The sequence below is a fragment of the Paenibacillus donghaensis genome, from assembly GCF_002192415.1.
Taxonomy (GTDB): Bacteria; Bacillota; Bacilli; order Paenibacillales; family Paenibacillaceae; genus Paenibacillus_AQ; species Paenibacillus_AQ donghaensis.
On record NZ_CP021780.1, the window covers coordinates 7,383,601 to 7,401,747 of the forward strand.

Annotated in this window: 16 protein-coding genes; 11 read left to right on the forward strand and 5 right to left on the reverse strand. The window is 52.6% G+C overall.

Translation table 11 applies throughout. From position 1 onward, the window contains the following. Positions 1 to 10: 10 nt before the first annotated feature. Positions 11 to 889: a carbohydrate ABC transporter permease gene (locus B9T62_RS33465; protein ID WP_087919197.1), complete on the reverse strand. Its 879-nt coding sequence runs from the start codon at positions 887 to 889 to the stop codon at positions 11 to 13. 165 nt (positions 890 to 1,054) lie between these two features. On the opposite strand from B9T62_RS33465, the gene B9T62_RS33470 reads away from it, so the two are divergent. Together B9T62_RS33470 and B9T62_RS33475 are read left to right on the forward strand one after the other, a co-directional pair. Next, positions 1,055 to 1,600 carry a GbsR/MarR family transcriptional regulator gene (locus B9T62_RS33470; protein WP_087919198.1) on the forward strand — a complete coding sequence of 182 codons (546 nt, stop codon included), beginning with the start codon at positions 1,055 to 1,057 and terminating at the stop codon, positions 1,598 to 1,600. A 115-nt stretch (positions 1,601 to 1,715) separates the two neighbouring features. Continuing rightward, on the forward strand, positions 1,716 to 2,726 hold the full coding sequence (locus B9T62_RS33475; RefSeq protein WP_087919199.1) for an AI-2E family transporter: 1,011 nt from the start codon (positions 1,716 to 1,718) through the stop codon (positions 2,724 to 2,726). A 308-nt stretch (positions 2,727 to 3,034) separates the two neighbouring features. Here B9T62_RS33475 and B9T62_RS33480 read toward each other — a convergent pair whose 3' ends face one another. After that, entirely contained in the window at positions 3,035 to 3,424 is a 390-nt protein-coding gene (locus B9T62_RS33480; protein WP_087919200.1) for a hypothetical protein, read from the reverse strand. A gap of 200 nt (positions 3,425 to 3,624) precedes the next feature. Here B9T62_RS33480 and B9T62_RS33485 point away from each other — a divergent pair, with 200 nt between their 5' ends. The 9 genes from B9T62_RS33485 (at position 3,625) to B9T62_RS33525 (ending at position 14,402) form a co-directional block, all read left to right on the forward strand. Further along, the gene (locus B9T62_RS33485; protein ID WP_087919201.1) at positions 3,625 to 4,320 is read left to right on the forward strand and encodes a response regulator transcription factor; all 696 of its coding nucleotides are present in this window, start codon (positions 3,625 to 3,627) and stop codon (positions 4,318 to 4,320) included. Further along, positions 4,317 to 5,783, forward strand: a complete 1,467-nt coding sequence (locus B9T62_RS33490) for a sensor histidine kinase (RefSeq protein ID WP_087919202.1) — start codon at positions 4,317 to 4,319, stop codon at positions 5,781 to 5,783. The genes B9T62_RS33485 and B9T62_RS33490 overlap by 4 nt, the downstream gene beginning before the upstream one ends. Before the next feature lie 134 nt (positions 5,784 to 5,917). Next, a complete protein-coding gene (locus B9T62_RS33495; protein ID WP_087919203.1) occupies positions 5,918 to 7,033 on the forward strand; it encodes a hypothetical protein in 1,116 nt (371 codons plus the stop codon). A 2,214-nt stretch (positions 7,034 to 9,247) separates the two neighbouring features. Next, the gene (locus B9T62_RS33500) at positions 9,248 to 10,357 is read left to right on the forward strand and encodes an ABC transporter substrate-binding protein (protein WP_087919204.1); all 1,110 of its coding nucleotides are present in this window, start codon (positions 9,248 to 9,250) and stop codon (positions 10,355 to 10,357) included. A 13-nt stretch (positions 10,358 to 10,370) separates the two neighbouring features. Next, positions 10,371 to 11,297 (forward strand): ABC transporter permease, encoded by a 927-nt coding sequence (locus B9T62_RS33505; RefSeq protein WP_087919205.1) that lies wholly within the window; start codon positions 10,371 to 10,373, stop codon positions 11,295 to 11,297. Further along, positions 11,294 to 12,100 (forward strand): ABC transporter permease, encoded by an 807-nt coding sequence (locus B9T62_RS33510; protein WP_087919206.1) that lies wholly within the window; start codon positions 11,294 to 11,296, stop codon positions 12,098 to 12,100. The genes B9T62_RS33505 and B9T62_RS33510 overlap by 4 nt, the downstream gene beginning before the upstream one ends. Beyond that, positions 12,093 to 13,124: an ABC transporter ATP-binding protein gene (locus B9T62_RS33515; protein ID WP_087919207.1), complete on the forward strand. Its 1,032-nt coding sequence runs from the start codon at positions 12,093 to 12,095 to the stop codon at positions 13,122 to 13,124. Before B9T62_RS33510 ends, B9T62_RS33515 begins: the two co-directional genes overlap by 8 nt. Before the next feature lie 51 nt (positions 13,125 to 13,175). Continuing rightward, positions 13,176 to 14,051, forward strand: a complete 876-nt coding sequence (locus B9T62_RS33520) for an alkaline phosphatase family protein (RefSeq protein WP_087919208.1) — start codon at positions 13,176 to 13,178, stop codon at positions 14,049 to 14,051. A 114-nt stretch (positions 14,052 to 14,165) separates the two neighbouring features. Beyond that, positions 14,166 to 14,402 (forward strand): DUF6953 family protein, encoded by a 237-nt coding sequence (locus tag B9T62_RS33525; RefSeq protein WP_087919209.1) that lies wholly within the window; start codon positions 14,166 to 14,168, stop codon positions 14,400 to 14,402. A 332-nt stretch (positions 14,403 to 14,734) separates the two neighbouring features. Here the strand turns inward: B9T62_RS33525 and B9T62_RS33530 are convergent, their stop codons facing one another. From B9T62_RS33530 to B9T62_RS33540, 3 genes are read right to left on the reverse strand one after another with little or no spacing between them, the layout of a single operon-like run. Continuing rightward, positions 14,735 to 15,814, reverse strand: a complete 1,080-nt coding sequence (locus B9T62_RS33530) for a mannose-1-phosphate guanylyltransferase (RefSeq protein ID WP_087919210.1) — start codon at positions 15,812 to 15,814, stop codon at positions 14,735 to 14,737. After that, positions 15,807 to 16,916, reverse strand: coding sequence for a glycosyltransferase (locus tag B9T62_RS33535; RefSeq protein WP_087919211.1), 1,110 nt, complete (start codon positions 16,914 to 16,916; stop codon positions 15,807 to 15,809). The genes B9T62_RS33530 and B9T62_RS33535 overlap by 8 nt, the downstream gene beginning before the upstream one ends. Continuing rightward, positions 16,916 to 18,097 carry a glycosyltransferase family 4 protein gene (locus tag B9T62_RS33540; protein WP_087919212.1) on the reverse strand — a complete coding sequence of 394 codons (1,182 nt, stop codon included), beginning with the start codon at positions 18,095 to 18,097 and terminating at the stop codon, positions 16,916 to 16,918. Before B9T62_RS33540 ends, B9T62_RS33535 begins: the two co-directional genes overlap by 1 nt. Between the last annotated feature and the right edge of the window lie 50 nt (positions 18,098 to 18,147).

An 18,147-nucleotide genomic window follows, 5' to 3' on the forward strand; every position in this document is an offset into this window, starting at 1 on the left:
AGAGTTCTTCCTAGTAGTGGCTTGTCCGTCTGCTGACCTCCAGCGAGAGCAGCGACAGCAGCATACAGCCGCAGACGAGAATCATGGCAACGCTGGAGGCTTCGCCAATCTGAAACGATTCGAAGGCTGATTGATAATACATATAGAGCAGGGTGCGTGTGGACCCGGAAGGCCCTCCCTGGGTAAGCACATTGATCTGGTCATACGCCTGAAGCGCGCCAATGACCTGCACTATGAACAGGAACAGTGTGGTCGGGGAGATCAGCGGCAGCGTAACCCGGATGAACTTCTGCCAAGGGTTGGCTCCATCCAGCCCGGCTGCCTCCAGCAGATCAGAAGGTACGTTGCGCAGCGCCACCAGATAGAAGATCATGGCCCAGCCTACCGATTTCCACACCGTCACAAGCAGAACGCCGACCAGCGCCCATTTGGGGTCCTGCAACCAGCCGATCGGCGCAAGCCCGACCCAAGACAGCACGGTATTGGCCAGTCCCACCTCAGGTTCATAAATCCACGACCAGACGATGGAGACGGCCACGGTCGGCGTAACCCACGGGGAGAACAGCAGTACCTGGTACAGCGCCGAGCCTTTGAGTCTCACATTCATTAGCAGGGCCAGGCAGAGACCGATCAGGATGACCGGAATTACGCTGCCGGCGCAGAACAGCAAGGTAACCCTCAGCGCTTTATAGAAGGCCGGATTACTGAGCAAATCGGTGTAGTTGCTGAAGCCGACGAAGGTTTTCTCCGGATTCATGAAATCCCATTCCGTGAAGCTTAAATAGAATACATAGAGCAAAGGTGCAAGCCAGAATACAGCAAACGGAATCATCGCAGGTAAGGTGAAGAGCACCGGCTTTAGACTGCCCATCCCTTTCGAACGTGTCATTATTCTGTGAAACCCCCATTTCTTCTTCTCAGTTTTGCGTTATAATGCTGATGAAAGCTTCTCTGTTCAAAAAAAATTGTACACTCATCCTGAAGCCTTATGGTCAAAAGCACGTAAATATCCGTAAGTAATTGTGTAAAATTTAAGGAAAGGAAGGTGCAGAGGGTGAAGCAGGAGGTTTTTGGCGAAGATAATCGGGACTTGTCCCGGCGGGAGCAGCTGCTGCGGCCGATGATTGATGCCATTGCTCAAACAATGGACCTCTATGGAGCCAACTATTCGTTCGGACAGTTATATGGAATTATGTTTTTTGAGGACCGGCCGATGACGCTGGAGGAAATGAAGAATCTGATGAATATGAGCAAAAGCAATATGAGCTACGGTGTCCGTTCGCTGATGGCCTCCAAAATGGTGACCAAGCTTCCCAAGAAACGTGAGCGCAAGGAGCTGTATGCTGTAGAAACGGACTTCTTCGAGGCGTTTCGTAATTTCTTCAGCCTGAAGCTGCAGCGTGAGATTGATGTGATGAAGGAGGCGTTGGGCTCGGTGATGGCCGAACTGCAGGAGCTGAGCGAAGCGGCCGATACCCCGGAGGAAGAACGCATGTACTGTTTGCGGGATCTGGAGAAGCTGCAGCATGCGGTGAAGTATTATGACTGGCTGCAGAAGTTTGTGGACGGGCTTCAGGAAGGTGACTATTTTCAACTATAAAAGCTGACAGGATTCGTTTATTTTTGCATCAATAAGGTGACTTTGGTTGCTATATTTGAATTCGTTACTGTAGACTATAATTAAAGCCCTAATTGCAAGCGAATGGAGAGGAACAATGGAAGTGTTTAAGCGTTATTTTGCGAATTTAACGGTCCGGCGCTTTTTGATTCTGGCGCTCGTCGCCCTGCTGCTGTACAGTATCAGAGATATGCTTAATCTGGTGCTGCTGACGTTTCTGATTGCTTATGTCATGAACAGCTTTCAAGTGCTGTTGTCCAAACGGATCGGCAAATACGTTAAGGTGAACAGCAAAGTTATTATCGTCATTCTGTACGTGGCTCTGCTGGCCCTGATCATCTCATCACTGGTTCAATATTTACCCAAGGTATATCTCCAGATTAAGCAGTTGGTCTTCTTTCTGAGTAATTTAACGGAGGATGACATTCCGAAGAATGAAATTGTTCAATATTTGTTCAGCATGGTCAAGGATCTCAATTACCAATCCTATCTGAACCAGGGACTGGAATATGGACTGAAGATCAGCAACTGGGGAACCAGCTTCGCCCTGGCCACCATCCTTAGCTTCGTGTTTATCTTGGAGAAGAACCGGATTGTGAGCTTCACCTCGCGCCTTCGCGACAGTAAGATTTCCTGGTTCTACGTAGAGCTGGAGTATTTCGGTCGCAAATTCATCGCCTCCTTCGGCAAGGTCATCGAAGCCCAGATCCTAATTGCGCTGTTCAATACCTTCTTCACCGTGATTGGACTCTGGTTCCTTAACTTCCCGTATCTGATCGCACTCTCCATTATGATCTTTATGCTCAGTCTGATCCCGGTGGTCGGATTCGTCATTTCCTTGATTCCGCTGTGCATTATCGGCTATAACCAGGGCGGCCTGATGATGGTTGTCTACGTGCTGGTGATGATTGCCGTGCTGCATGTTATTGAAGGTTATCTGCTTAATCCGAAGCTGATGTCCTCCAAGATGAATCTGCCCATGTTCTATACCTTTATCGTGCTGCTGTTCTCCGAGCATTATCTGGGCGTCTGGGGTTTGATTCTGGGGATTCCGATCTTCGTCTTTTTCCTGGATATTCTCGAGATTAACCGCGACAATAAGCTATAGCCCAGTCTCCTGATAATGAAACAGCAAGCCACCGGGTCTCCGGTGGCTTGCTGTTTTTTGAAAATATAAGAAAGTATATGTTTTCCACTATCCTTTATCCTTCTTTTCTCGCTGAAACGTCCCCGTCCTTTTAAAAGGACGGGGAATCCGTTTTCACTTGATGATAAGTTTCTCACAGAAACGGATGCCTGAAAGCGATACGTAGTATCGCTGCTTCGGAAGCATACGCTTTGCAGAGGAAGGCGAAGCCGTTTCTATTTGCTGCGTTGTATATGAGTGTGTGGAATAATTGCGATTATGCAGGGAGTTTAGCCGTAGGTGGCCAAAGCGCTCTCCGTGACCAGTTCCTTCAGCTCGGCCCGTTGTGCGGAATACTGCAGACTGCTGATACTGCCGCTGGCAAGGCGCTGGTCCAGCTGCCGGGTCAGTTCAGCGATCTGGAGATTAATGACACGTTCAAGATCGCCGTTCTTGGCCGCTGCAATCTCCTTCAGCGATTTGCCGTCATACAGCGCTGCGTACAGCTCCTCCTCAGATTCCTGATTCAAGGCATCCAGCAGTTCATCCTTATCGGCCACTCCGGTAGACGACCATTTGGCCACAGGCATGGCGTTTACCGTTGTTTTGTTCCAGTTGATTCCTCCGAAAGATATCGCTACAATCATGGTTCCGACAACCATCACTCGTTTGATATTCATATGTAATCTCCCTCTTCTTGTTATATTTATTCTTCCAGGTTCATGTATTATTGTTAGTATTCAAGCTCTAGCTTAAGTTCAGTGTAAAGCACAAACCTGATAGCAACCTTAATTCTACTTTAAGATAACCTAAAGACTGAGGGCGGAATTCCAAATAAGGCTATACTAAAATAAACCACAAGAGAAAAGGTGAAGCAGGAATGGGCAAAAAAATTCTTGTAGTGGATGACGAGCCGGGTATTGTCCATGCGATTGCCTATGCGCTGCGGCGTGAAGGCTATGAAGTGGAAACGGCCAGGGACGGGGAAGAGGCGCTGGAAAGAGTACGCTCCTTCAGGCCGGATGCGCTGGTACTGGATGTAATGATGCCGAAGCTCAGTGGATACGATGTCTGCCGCAAGCTGGAGAACCGTGATGATATCGGTATTATCCTGCTGACCGTCAAGAATGATATTGTTGATAAAATCGTAGGGCTGGAGCTTGGCGCAGACGATTATATGACCAAGCCGTTTGAAATCCGCGAGCTGCTGGCCCGGGTGAAGGCGCTGCTGCGTAGGCTGGATAAAAGCGCGGGCGAAAGCAAGCCGGAGCTGATCGAATATGGCGGCCTGCAGATCCACCCGGAACGCCGCAGTGTCCTGTTGGAGGGGAAACCGCTGGAATTCACGCCGAAGGAGTTCGATCTGCTGCTCCTGCTGCTCTCGCATCCGCAGCGCGTCTATATGCGCGAGGAACTGCTGGAGCAGGTATGGGAGATGGATTACGCAGGGGGCACCAGAACCGTGGACATTCATATCCAGCGTCTGCGCAAAAAGCTGGGTGAACCCTACCAGCATATGCTGCAGACCGTTTACGGTGTAGGCTATAAGGCTGTGCCGGCAGGGAACGGGATATGAGAGTCAGCATCAGGCTGAAATTCAGTTTGTTTCTGGCCGTCCTGCTGATTCTGGCCGTTACGCTGCTGAGTTATGTGGTGCTGCATGGCGTGGAACGGAATCAGCAGGCCCAGATCGAGACTTATCTGGCCCAGCACGTTAACACTGTGAACCTGCGTGTGAAGCAGACTTACTATACAGGGACACGGCTTGCGCCGCAGACCTTCATGCAGCAGCGGGGCCGGGGGCTGGCGGCGGAGCTGGCCGGGTTCACCGGTCTTGCGGTAACGCTGTATGATATGTTGGGTTCCAAGGTCGGTTCATCGATACAGCAAGCGGCGGCAGCAGAACCACAGCAGGGCGGCAGCCCGCTTACCTACGCGCTGCAGAACAAAATTGCCTATCAAAGTACCGGCGAATCGCTGCTCTATCTGGCCCCGCTGCAAGGACCGGATGGGCAGATGGGCGTAGTGGAGCTGAGCTATTCGCTGGCAAGCGAGCAGAGCTTCCTGAAGACGCTGCAGCAGTTGTTCATCAACACGGGCATCGGTGTGGTGATCTTCAGTTTCATCATCGGCTACCTGTATTTCAACCGTGCCGTCTCAGGGATTGCACGGCTGAAAGCGGCAGCAGCGGCGATCCGCCAGGCGGATTACCTTCCTGCGCCTCCCTTGAAGCGCAAGGACGAGCTGGGCGAGCTGGCGGAGGGCATTTATTACATGAGCCGGGAGATTGAGGGCAGCATTGCCGCCAAAGACGAGGAGCAGCGCAAGCTTGAACTGGCCGTGCAGAAGCTCCAGGCGCTGGAGCAGCAGCAGAAGCAGTACATCGGCAATATCAGCCATGAATTCAAGACACCGCTGACGTCCATCAAGGCGTATGTGGATCTGCTGAATATGTATGACGATGACCCCAAGCTGCTGTTCGATGCCAAGGTCAACATCGCCAAAGAAACGCAGCGCCTCTATGAGATGGTCGAGAAGGTGCTGCAGCTGACCGCCCTTGAACGGTATGATTTCGAGTCCCAGGCTGAGCGGGTAGAGGTGGCAGCAGGCATCCGGGAAATCTGCGGGCGGATGAAGGGCAAGGCCGAACGCTTCGGAATCACCATGACGATCGATACTCAGCCCGGGTACATCTGGGTCGACCGGGAGAGCCTGGAGCATATTGTGATTAATCTGCTGGATAATGCGATCAAATACAATGTGCCGCAGGGTACTATTCATGTACGGACCATGACCGGCGGTGGAGTAGTCCGAATTGAGATTTCGGATTCGGGAATCGGGATCCCCGGCGAAGCCAGGGACAGAATCTTCGAGCCCTTCTATACCGTCAACCGTGACCGGTCCCGCCAGTCGGGCGGGACCGGCCTGGGGTTGTCGCTTGTGCACAATCTGGTGGAGAAGCATGGGGGCAGCATCACGCTGCTGGAGACGGAGGAGGAAGGGACGGCCTTTGAGCTGTCTTTTCCGGCCATTCCTTGAAGAAGTGAGTGTATAATTTACAACTTGGAAACATGCGGCAATGTTCTGGAGATCATTCTCTGTTATTCTCCAAGCACAAGCAGCAGCAGCCTGAGGAGAGTCGGCAACTGGATCAATCAGCAGGAGGAATCCCTATGAAGATAAGTACAACAGGCATATACAGCGCCACGGCATGGATTGCCCTGGGACTGGTGGTGCTGCTAATCAGCGGCTGCGGTACGAAAGATACGGAAGCCCGCCAGGTCGTGCAGAAGGACGGCACTGCCATCACGGTCCTGGATAACACAGCTGAATCGGTGTATACCAGTCTTAAGCTGGAACGGATCGACCGGATCGATGAGCTGCGGGGAATGGACTGGATAGATGAAGATACGCTTGTAGTGAGTAGAGAGAACCGTCAGCTGAACCCGGAGACCATAGAAGGGGAGGCGCGTTATCCGCGTAATCTCTACCGGTATGAGCTGGCTTCCGCTTCGCAGAGTGCACTAGTGGAGGGAGATCATACCTACGGATCAGCACAGTTCTCCCCGGACAAGCGGCATATGTTCTATATGGAGCTGTATGAGTCCACCGGAATGGGCTACATTATGGATATGGCTTCCGGCCAATCGGTAAAGCTTGACGATAAGGAGTTCATGATGGATGAAGGAGTGTGGGCGGATGATGCCCATGTGATCTATTCGGATATGGAAGGTGCTGTGAAGAGAGCCGATCTGAAAGGGGCCAGTGAGGCCATCCTTCAAGTGGAAGGCGCGCGGGCACAGGGAGCGGTGCAATCGGGTAATGTGATCTATTACATCGTAGGCGGGGAAGCGGGTCAGCAGCTGTTTGCCTGGGATGGCGATACCAAGACAACTGCGATGCTGTCCGAGAACGTTACCTCGGTTCTTCCGTCGCCGGACGGAAGCCGGCTGGCACTGCACAAGCGGATCGGCCCGGGGAAGGTGGAGCTGCTGCTCAGCGATGCTGAAGGCAAGACGCTGTCGACCGTGGCATCAGGCATGCAGGTATTCGGGACGAACTGGTCCCCGGACGGCAGCAAGCTGGCCTATGCGGTGTCCGAGAACGGCGACCAATACCGTTTCTTCATTATGGAGCTGGAGACGGGAGAGCAGACGGAGGTACTGGGCAACAACGATGTATCCGATCAGCTCCAGTGGAGTCCCTCCGGCAAGAAGCTGATGATTCCAACCGGGGAACTTAAGGATAATGTGTATAAGTCGACTACGTATATTATTAATTTATCCTAGGAGGTGTCTTCAAACCCGATATACGGAAGGACAGGGCTACTGAAGCGGCGATGATAGAGAGAAACTCCCGATCAAATGCCGCTCAGTCTGTGATTGTCCTCCTAAGATTTGAGTTTGAAGACACGCTCAAAGCAATCAGCAGGCAAAAGACAGTCGGCAGCTGAAAGAAAGCTGTTGTTAATGTAGGATTGAACCGCCCGCCTCGTTAGCCAACCTTCGCAATCCGCCCCTTGGAGCGGGATCCTGCTCCGTGTCTCCTCTGATCCAAGTAACCAAAACCTGCAAAAGTGCAGGCTTTTAGCAACAATTATGGCTTTCAAGAAGAATACCTGCAATTGTGCAGGTATTTCAGACTTATATTACTCCAAAGACGGATTATCCCGAATAAAGATGTACTTTCGCAGGCATTTGAGCTGTGGCGGTGCTGGTAGCTGGAAAAGATGTATTATTGCAGGTATTTCGCACACTCCTCACACTCCTCACGCACACGTTGGTTCTCCTAGTGCGTTTCGGGGTTGAGAAACCCAGTAGTTCACCCAAGCATTTGCTTCGTTAGCCAACCTTCGCAATCCGCCCCTTGGAGCGGTATCCTGCTCCGTGTCTCCTCTGATCCAAGTAACCAAAACCTGCAAAAGTGCAGGCTTTTAGCAACAATTATGGCTTTCAAGAAGAATACCTGCGATTGTGCAGGTATTTCAGACTTATATTACTCCAAAGACGGATTATCCCGAATAAAGATGTACTTTCGCAGGTATTTGAGCTGTGGCGGTGCTGGTAGCTGGAAAAGATGTATTATTGCAGGTATTTCGCACACTCCTCACGCCCCTCGCGCACACGTTGGTTTCTCCTAGTGTGTTTCGGGGATGAGAACCCAGTAGTTCGTCCAAGCATTTGCTTCGTTAGCCAACCTTCGCAATCCGCCCCTTGGAGCGGGATCCTGCTCCGTGTCTCCTCTGATCCAAGTAACCAAACCTGCAAAAGTGCAGGCTTTTAGCAATAATTATGGCTTTCAAGAGGAATACCTGCGATTGTGCAGGTATTTCAGACTTATATTACTCCAAAGACGGATTATCCCGAATAAAGATGTACTTTCGCAGGTATTTGAGCTGTGGCGGTGCTGGTAGCTGGAAAAGATGTATTATTGCAGGTATTTCGCACACTCCTCACACTCCTCACGCACCTCACGCACACGTTGGTTCTCCTAGTGTGTTTCGGGGATGAGAAACCCAGTAGTTCACCCAAGCATTTGCTTCGTTAGCCAACCTTCGCAATTCGCCCCTTGGAGCGGGATCCTGCTCCGTGTCTCCTCTGATCCAAGTAACCAAAACCTGCAAAAATGCAGGCTTTTAGCAACAATTATGGCTTTCAAGAAGAATACCTGCGATTGTGCAGGTATTTCAGACTTATATTACTCCAAAGACGGATTATCCCGAATAAAGATGTACTTTCGCAGGTATTTGAGCTGTGGCGGTGCTGGTAGCTGGAAAAGATGTATTATTGCAGGTATTTCGCACACTCCTCACACTCCTCACACTCCTCACACTCCTCACGTCCCTCGCGCACACGTTGGTTTCTCCTAGTGCGTTTCGGGGTTGAGAAACCCAGTAGTTCGCCCAAGCATTTGCTTTGTTAGCCAACCTTCGCAATCCGCCCCTTGGAGCGGTATCCTGCTCCGTGTCTCCTCTGATCCAAGTAACCAAACCTGCAAAAGTGCAGGCTTTTAGCTAAAATTATGGCTTTCAAGAAGAATACCTGCAATTGTGCAGGTATTTCAGACTTATATTACTCCAAAGACGGATTATCCCGAATAAAGATGTACTTTCGCAGGTATTTGAGCTGTGGCGGTGCTGGTAGCTGGAAAAGATGTATTATTGCAGGTATTTCGCACACTCCTCACGCACCTCACGCACACGTTGGTTTCTCCTAGTGCGTTTCGGGGTTGAGAAACCCAGTAGTTCGCCCAAGCATTTGCTTCGTTAGCCAACCTTCGCAATCCGCCCAAGGCTGGGACAGCCTTTTTTGGCGTTGCGAATCTCATGACTCTTATTCGGCAGAAATCGCTCCAATAAGAGTCATGAGATTCGCCGGCATTTACATAAATTACTATCCTGTTTTATTTCGCGGAAATAGTAGGCTTCTATACTGCAGGAGGGTAGAGCACAGCTTGGGTCACCAGAAGCCCGCAAATAAGGAAATGGGAGTGAACGGGAAATCATGAAAAACGGAATCAAAAAACAATGGTTACTGAGTCTGATTATGTCCTTGCTCGTCCTGTTGCTTGCAGCTTGTGGAAATTCGGCCAATGCGGATGAGAATGCCGGAAGTGCTGCGGAGGAAGCCCTGCCGTTTGCTGAAATCGAGACTCTGGCGAAAGAAGAAGGAAATATAGTCAGCGTAGGTATGCCGGATTCCTGGGCGAACTGGAAGGACACCTGGGCCGATGTAACCGGCAAATACGGAATTTCACATACAGATACAGATATGTCGAGTGCGGAGGAGATTGCCAAGTTTGAAGCGGAGAAGGATAAACCGACGGCGGATATTGGCGATGTGGGCATCGCTTTTGGTCCGGTTGCCGTAGCCCAAGGCGTTACTCAGCCCTACAAGACAGCTTATTGGGAGCAGCTCCCGGATTGGGCCAAGGACGAGGATGGACATTGGGTGGTTGGCTATCAGGGAACCATCGCGTTTCTGACCAACACCAAGCTGGTGGCCGATCCGCCTCAGAGCTGGGAAGATCTGAAGAGCGGCAGCTATAAAATCATTGTCGGCGATGTGACCAAAGCGGCACAGGCCCAGATGGCTGTGCTGGCTGCGGCCATCGCCTTCGGTGGCGACGAATCGAATATGGAGCCAGGACTGGCTTTCTTCGAGGAGCTGGCCAAGAACGGACGTCTCTCCAATGCAGAGGCTTCGCTGGCCAACATTGAGAAAGGGGAAGTGGAAGTAACGCTGCTATGGGACTTCAACGCCCTGAACTATAGAGACCAGATTGGCAAGGATGGCTTCAATGTAGCCATTCCGCAGGAGGGCAGTGTAGTCAGTGGCTATGCGACAATTATCAACAAGTGGGCACCGCATCCCAATGCCGCCAAGGTTACACGCGAGTACATCCTGAGTGATGAAGGACAGATTAATCTCGCTAAAGGGTATGCGCGCCCCATCCGGGATACGGTCATCCTTCCGGACGACGTGGCTGCCAAACTGCTGGCCGCTGATCAATATGTGAATGCCAAGCCGGTCGGCGATTACAAGGTATGGGAAGAAACGGCCAAGAGCATCCCGCAGCAGTGGCAGGAACGTGTTCTTGTACATCTGAACTAACGGAGCTGCTGCAATGAATTCAAGAAACCGCAATTTAATTCTGGCCCTGATTCCGCTGGCACTTATGGTGCTGGCGTTTCAGCTTGTTCCGGTGCTGTCCATGCTCTCCGGCAGCTTCCGTTCGGCAGATGGGACCGTCTTCACACTGAGCAACTATTGGGAGGTGCTGCAGAGCGCCTATTATATGCAGGCGATCAAGAACAGCCTGCTGATCTCGGTGTTCTCCAGCCTGGCGGGGCTGACAGTAGGGCTGATCTGCGCGTATTGCATCACCCGATTTACGCCTGCTGTGCGTGACCGCCTGCTGATGCTGTCCAATATGACCTCCAACTTCGCCGGTGTTCCGCTGGCGTTCGCTTATATTATTCTGCTGGGCAACAACGGTATCTTCACGCTGTTGTTTCAACAATGGGGCTGGGAAGTCTTCTCCAGCTTCAATCTATATAGCTGGTCCGGCCTCACTCTGGTCTATGTCTATTTCCAGGTTCCGCTGGCTCTGCTGCTGCTCTATCCTTCCTTCTACGGAATCAGGGAGCAGTGGAGAGAAGCCGCCGCCCTGCTGGGCGCCGGACGCTGGCAGTTCTGGCGCACTATCGGTCTGCCGGTGCTGGCTCCGGCGATCTTCGGCACGCTGGGCATTCTGTTCGCCAATGCGATGGGCGCTTACGCAACCGCGTACGCGCTGGTTGGCGGCAACTATAATCTGCTCGCTGTGCGCATCGGCTCACTGGTGGCTGGCGATGTGGTCACCCAGCCGCAGATGGGCAGCACGCTGGCCGTGCTGCTGGCCCTGACTACGCTGCTGGCCGTATTCCTGAACCACCGGATGGTCCGGCGGGCTCAGCGATTCGGCAGCGGCTGGTCCGGCAAGCCAACGGCGGAGCGCCGAGCTGTACGCACGCGGCTTGCACCTGCCGCCGGAGAGGAGCTGGGCCAATGAATCGGCGCAGAACCGGACTTATGCCACGAGCTTTGCTGCTGGGCCTGATGGTTTATCTGCTGCTGCCGCTGCTGGCAACAGGTCTGTATGCCTTCGCAGAGGATTGGCAGAACACCCTGCTGCCGCGAAGCTGGACGCTGCAGTGGTTCGCCGAAATGTTCAGGGATCTGCGCTTTCTGGAAGCGCTGTGGACATCGCTGTATCTATGCCTGATCAGCGTGGGGCTTAGCCTAGCCGTGATGCTTCCGGCGGTGTTTGTGATTACGGTGTATTTTCCGCGCTGGGAGAATTTCATGAAGAGCCTGGTGGTGCTTCCCTACGCCGTGCCGGGTGTTGTGGCTGCTGTCGGGCTGATTCGCACCTATTCCTCCGGGCCGCTAGATATTGCCGGAACTGCCTACTTACTGATTGGGGCTTATTTCGTAGTCATCCTGCCCTATATGTATCAGGGAATCCGCAGCAGTCTGTTGACTGTCTCTGCGGCCGAGCTGCTGAATGCGGCCGAGCTGCTGGGTGCGCGTCGCCGGACCGCCCTGCTGAATGTGATTCTGCCGAACATCTGGCCGGGAATTATCGTCTCATCTCTATTGTCCTTCTCGGTACTCTTCGGCGAGTTCGTGCTGACCAACATGCTGGTTGGCGGGCATATCCAGACCATCCAGGTCTATCTGTATAAACGTGTTGGCGAGAGCGGACATCTGGCCAGTGCGATTGCGATTTCTTACTTCGTATTGATTCTGCTGGTATCGCTGGTGCTGATGAAGCTGGGCGGCAGGATGGGAAGAGGGGGGCATCATGAATGATTATTTGAAGTTGGAGGGTGTGCACAAGAGCTTCGGCGGGACAGCTGTGCTGGACCGCATAGATCTTGAGATTCGGCAGGGAGAGCTGGTCACCCTGCTTGGCCCTTCCGGGTGCGGCAAAAGCACACTGCTGCGCTGTATCGCCGGACTAACCGGGCTGGACAGCGGCAGAATTGTGCTGGAGCACAACGACCTGGCGAAGCTGCCGCCGCGGAGCAGGGAGGTGGGCATGGTCTTTCAGTCTTATGCACTGTTCCCCAATCTGACCGTCTTTCAGAATGTGGAATACGGCATGAAGATGCGCGGAATGCCCAAGGCAGTGCGGCGCAGCCGCACCGAAGAGCTACTGGCCCTCGTTGATTTGGAGGCCAAAGTGAATGCCTATCCGCATGCGCTCTCGGGCGGACAGCAGCAGCGGGTCGCGCTGGCCCGTTCGCTTGCGGTCGAACCGAAGGTGCTGCTGCTGGATGAGCCGCTCAGCGCGCTGGATGCCAGAATCCGCAAGAATCTGCGTACGGAAATCCGCAATATCCAGAAGCGTCTGAATATGACGACGCTGTTCGTTACCCATGATCAGGAGGAGGCACTGATCCTGTCGGACCGCGTCTGCCTGATGAATGAGGGCCGGATCGTGCAGGACGGCTCGCCGGAGACAATGTACACAGCGCCCCGCACAGAGTTCGCCGCCCGTTTCATGGGCAGCTATAACGTGCTGGCGCGGCGGGAGGCAGAGCGGTTGTTTCCCGGTCTTCATGGGAATTCAAGCAGCTATGCCATCCGCCCGGAAGCGCTGGTGCTGCTGCGCACAGGCGATGCCCACACCGGAGAAGCGGGAGCAAGGCTGGTCCCGGATGCAACGGTCCACACGATATCCGTGTTAGGCAACATTATCCGCTGCACGGTTGAAGTGTCAGGCATTCAACTGACGGTAGATGCCCTGAATGATGGAACAGGGCTGCGGTTCAGGGAAGGAGAGCAGGTTACCCTTGCGCTCGATTCCGGCAAGCTGCTGCATCTGGAGTAAGAAGGCATGTAAGGCTGCCAACATTTTATACTCGAAAGGCGGGATTATTGGATGACGGACACAGAAGTGGCGAACAAGCTCATTGTGGTGGTGCTCGATGGACTGCGGTATGATGCGGCGCGCAAATATATGGGTTACATGGAGCATTTGGTGGAGCAGGGCCTCTTCTCCTGCTATAGAGTCCAGTCGGAGCTGCCCAGCCTGTCCCGTCCGCTGTATGAGGTGCTGCTTACCGGCACTCCGGCTGCGAAGAATGGTATTACGGCGAATCACATCGTCCGGCCCAGCCGGGAGCAGAGTGTCTTTCACCTGGCGGTAGCTGCCAATCTGCGCACAGCTGCCGCTGCCTATCACTGGGTCAGTGAGCTGTACGGGACGGCTCCGTTCAACCCGGTCACCGACCGCCATCAGCATAATGTGCTGAAGCCGATCCAGCATGGCAGCTTCTATTTCGAGGATCATTATCCGGACAGCCATGTGTTTGCCGATGCGGAATATTTGCGGAATGCCTTTGATCCGCATTTTCTCTACATCCATTCGATGAACATCGATGATGCCGGGCACCATAGCGGCGGGGAGAGCAAGGAATATGAGCTGGCGGTAAGAAAAGCGGACGGACTGCTTGCTGCCGTACTACCGCAGTGGATGGAGCAGGGCTACACCGTTCTGGTTACAGCGGATCACGGGATGAATGCGAACGGCTATCATGGCGGGGTATCCCCTGCGGAACGCCAGGTGCCACTGTATACGTTCGGAGAGAACGTGCTGTCACCGGAGCAGGAGATTCAGGCGCTGCCCCAGCTGCGGCTGGCCCCTTTAATGTGCCATTGCCTGGGTCTTGCACCTGCGGAGGCAATGAGTAAAGTGGGTCTGCCGGAGCTGCCTCCGTCCGCATCCCTTCGATATGAGGATGAACCTGTTCATTAATGTACAGTGGAGCACACGGATTGTAGCCAGTCTGCATGATTTATTTTTTGCTGCGCTATCCTGTAGTATAATGAGAGAATCTTAAATACAGGGCGGCAAAGGAGATTGCATCAAATGGAAGCAACAGCACAAGCGGTAGCCGAATGGATGGTCAAGGAGATTCAATTTACCGGGACATTGTATCAGACGGCTGCGATTGAATATGTGAAGGCCAACTTCGGAGAAGAGTTTGTATTTGTGAATGAGAACGGCAATGCCTCATTGTCCAAAGAGGTGAAGAAGGCCTTCCGCAAGCTGCATGGCGGCAGAATTGCCTGGGACCGCGACGGCTTCCTATGGGCCTGGACGTGAAACAAGAGCTCCTTGCGGCAGCAAGGGGCTCTTGTTTGTGTGGATTTTATATGAAAGTTCAGCAGGCAATTTAACCACCTGCGCCGTGACCGATAACCCCTAACTGCATTTCGTGCACTTATAATCTCAAATTTACCACTGCTGAGCGCTATAACTGTATTCTGTACATTTAAATATGCAATAAATGGCCTAAAATGATATTTTGGAAATATATAACTGCACTAAATACAACTATATCCAAAAGAGAGACTAATCAGGCCGAAATAAGTGTATGAAATACAGTTAAGATCATCAGCGGGTGTTTATTACTACAGACTCGCTACACTATCCGCTCAAATATACTCCAGCATTCCCCGCTCTTTCAGCAGATCCACGATTTCCTTCACCGACTGCGCCTTGTCCTTGGGGCAGATCAGCAGCGCATCTCCCGTATCGGCAATGATGAAGCCGTCCACACCAATGGTGGTGATCAGCCGGCCGTTGCCGTAGATAATGGAATGGTGGGTATCAATCCCCACATGATTGGCTTTGATTATATTGCCTTCGTCATCCGGAGGGAAGATCGCTCCGAGCGCATCCCAGCTGCCGATGTCGTTCCAGCCGAACTGGCCGGAGAGCACGACCACATCATCCGAGCGCTCCAATATACCGTAATCGATCGATATACTCTGCAGAGCCGGATAGATCTGGTTAATCACAGCTTCCTCCTGATCGGTGCCAAGCGCCTCGCGGATCGGCAGCATCATTTTGTAGAGCCGAGGCAGATAACGCTGGAAATTGTCGAGAATCACCGAAGTTTTCCAGATAAAAATCCCGCTGTTCCACAGATAATTCCCGGAAGCCAGATACCCCTGGGCCTGCTTGAAGTTAGGTTTCTCCACAAACTCAGCCACCTCATATACAGCCACAGGCTGCCGGACAAGGGGCTCCTTCACAAAATCAATATAGCCATACCCCGTAGAAGGGAAGGTAGGTTTGATTCCGATCGTGACGATTTTGTCGGTCTCCTCCGCGACGGTGCAAGCTTCATCCAGCGTTAGCCGGAACTGATCCTCATCGGTAATATGATGATCGGAGGGCAGCACAACCATCAAGGAGTCGCCATGGGCCTTCTCAATGGACAAGGCCGCAAATAGAATGCTGGCCGAGGTGTTCCGCGCCACCGGCTCGATCAGGATATTGCTGCTCGAGACACTGCTGTGCATGATGCTCTCCATTAATACTGCCTGCGAACGATTGGTGACGATCACCGTATTCTCCTGCGGGATAATACCCTTGAAGCGTTCAATCGTATCGTTCAGCATAATATCGTTGCCGCTGATGTTCAGCAGCTGCTTGGGCGTCTCCTGCCGGGACAGCGGCCAGAAGCGGGTGCCGCCTCCGCCGGCCAGAATAGTTGCGTATCTATTCATGATGCATCACCAGATGGGCAATCGACAGCGAGATGATGCTCTCCGAGCCTTGGTTCAGGTTGAGGCCTGTGCTGTGGATGCCGTCATAGCAAGCGCCGGTCTGAGGATCAATTAAGGACAGATTCAACGAGTTGGATCCCGTGTACCAGTTGTAACAGATGGAGGCGAGCTTCAGGTAAGAGGAATCATGCAGTACGATAGCCGCTTCCTTGCAGGCCAGCAGCATCTCGCAGGCTTCAATCGGCTGCTCGTCGTAGAGTGCCGCCGTTCCGCCGCGCAGCATCCAGCCATGGCTGCCGATCGGCTTGTAGTAGCCGGCTTCCGTGAATGTCATGGAGACTAGGAATTCCAGACTTTCCTGGGCTGCTTCCTTCAGGCTGAGATTGCCGGAGAGCGAGTAGGCCTTCAGGAGCGCCCACGGGAGCATGGAATTGCCATAAGTCAGACTGTCCTCGAACCAATTCCAGCCCTCGCCACGTCTGTTTACATAGAGAAGCTGCAGCTTGACGCCCATGTCTTCTATCAGGTTCATGATGAACTCCCGGGGCAGAAAAGCCAGTTCCTCTTCAGTGCCGGGCGTATGGGGATAAGGAAAAGCATAGGTTAAAGCGCCGCTGGTCTCAATCAGGCTGGTTAAGCCGATTAGGGCATATGCACTTGCGCGCGGCGATTCCAGCCTACCGAGATGCGGCAAGGCCTGATTGATCAGATACCGGCAGGTGTTCATTAGATTATCCGGCAAGCCGGCTGAACGGGACAGCGCGAAGCCGAGGGCCCAAACGGTGCGTCCCTGGCAATCCTCCGAGCCGCTGTCTTCCATAAACGAACGGCTATAATCCATAAAGTTTCTAAAGTTCCCCTGCCTGTTCTGGGCATGATGAATGAAGGCGATATAAGTGTTAATGAGTCCGAGTGCAGCAGGTTCTCTGGTGTTCTCGTATAACAAGACCGCTGCGATCAATGCCCGGGCGTTATCGTCGGTAGTGTAGCCCTTCTCGCGGTCAGGAACGCCAAACTTGGTATGCTGAAAAATGCCGGTGTCATCCGTAATCCGGTACAGATAATCCGGGTTGAATTTCTTCGCAAGGTTTTGAACTTCCATTAAATCACACTCCTTCCGGAGAATTGTGACAGCGCCAGCGTCTCCTGAAATAAGGAAGCATAAGTCTTGGCGATTTCGCTCCACATCATCGCGGATCCGAGCTTCTGGGTACGCTTCTCCATCTCCTGAACGACGGAAGGATTGTTCAGCAGCTGCAGAATGCAGGCTTCCAGGGAAGCCGAGTCACGGAAGCCAGCCAGTAGTCCCCGGCCTTCCGCCAGCATCTCCTCGGCGTAGCGGTAAGGGGTAGAGATAATTACGCGGCCATAACCTACACCATAAGCCAGCGTGCCGCTGACCGCTTGATCCTTGCCGAGATATGGGGTCATATAAATGTCCGACATCACCAGCGACTGGATGACTTCCTCCTGGGTCAGTAATTTGTCGACGAACAGCACATTGCGGCCAAGCTCGAATTGTTCTACCAGCTGAGTCAGCTTTTGACGGTATACCTCACCGGTCTCCAGTTTGACCACAGGATGAGTTTTGCCCCAAATAATATAGAGTGCTTCGGGATGCTGCTTTACTACTCCGCGCATAGCCTCAATAGCATATTCAATTCCTTTGCCGGGGCTGAGAAACCCAAACGTGGAGATAATCTTGCGACCCTCGAAGCCGTATTGCTCTTTAAGCTTCGCTCTGGATTCGGTGGCGACATAAGGCACGCCGTGATGGATGAAGGCGATTTTGGAGGCATCGATATCGTAGATCTGAATCAGATCCTGAACTGTGGATTGTGCCATAGTGACAACCTTCAGGCTGCTCTTGGCAATCTGGGTAATAATTTGTTGTTGCTTGGGCGTGGGCTCTGTGAGGACGGTATGAAAAATAGCAATGTATGGAATAGTTAATTTCTCAATAAAGGGGAGCAGGTATTCGCCACTCTCGCCGCCATAAATCCCGAATTCATGCTGAATGACGAGCAAATCGGTAGTTGAGCTGTTGAGGGCATCTGCTGCATCCATGTAATCAGCCAGCTGGTGCTGGTTAATTTCACGGATTACCTGATCGCCATAGGCGTAGGTTTCATTGTTGTTCATGGCAATGATTCGCGGTATGTTGAAGCCTTGAAGGTCGACGAACTGATCCATCAGATCCTGTGTAAAGGTGGCTATGCCGCACTCCCGGGGCAGACTGGTTCCCAAGAACACGATATTCCGTTTGCTGCTTGTATTTAACATTCAAAGAGCCTCCCTAGTATAATTCCGATTTTGCGATGAAAAAAAGAAAA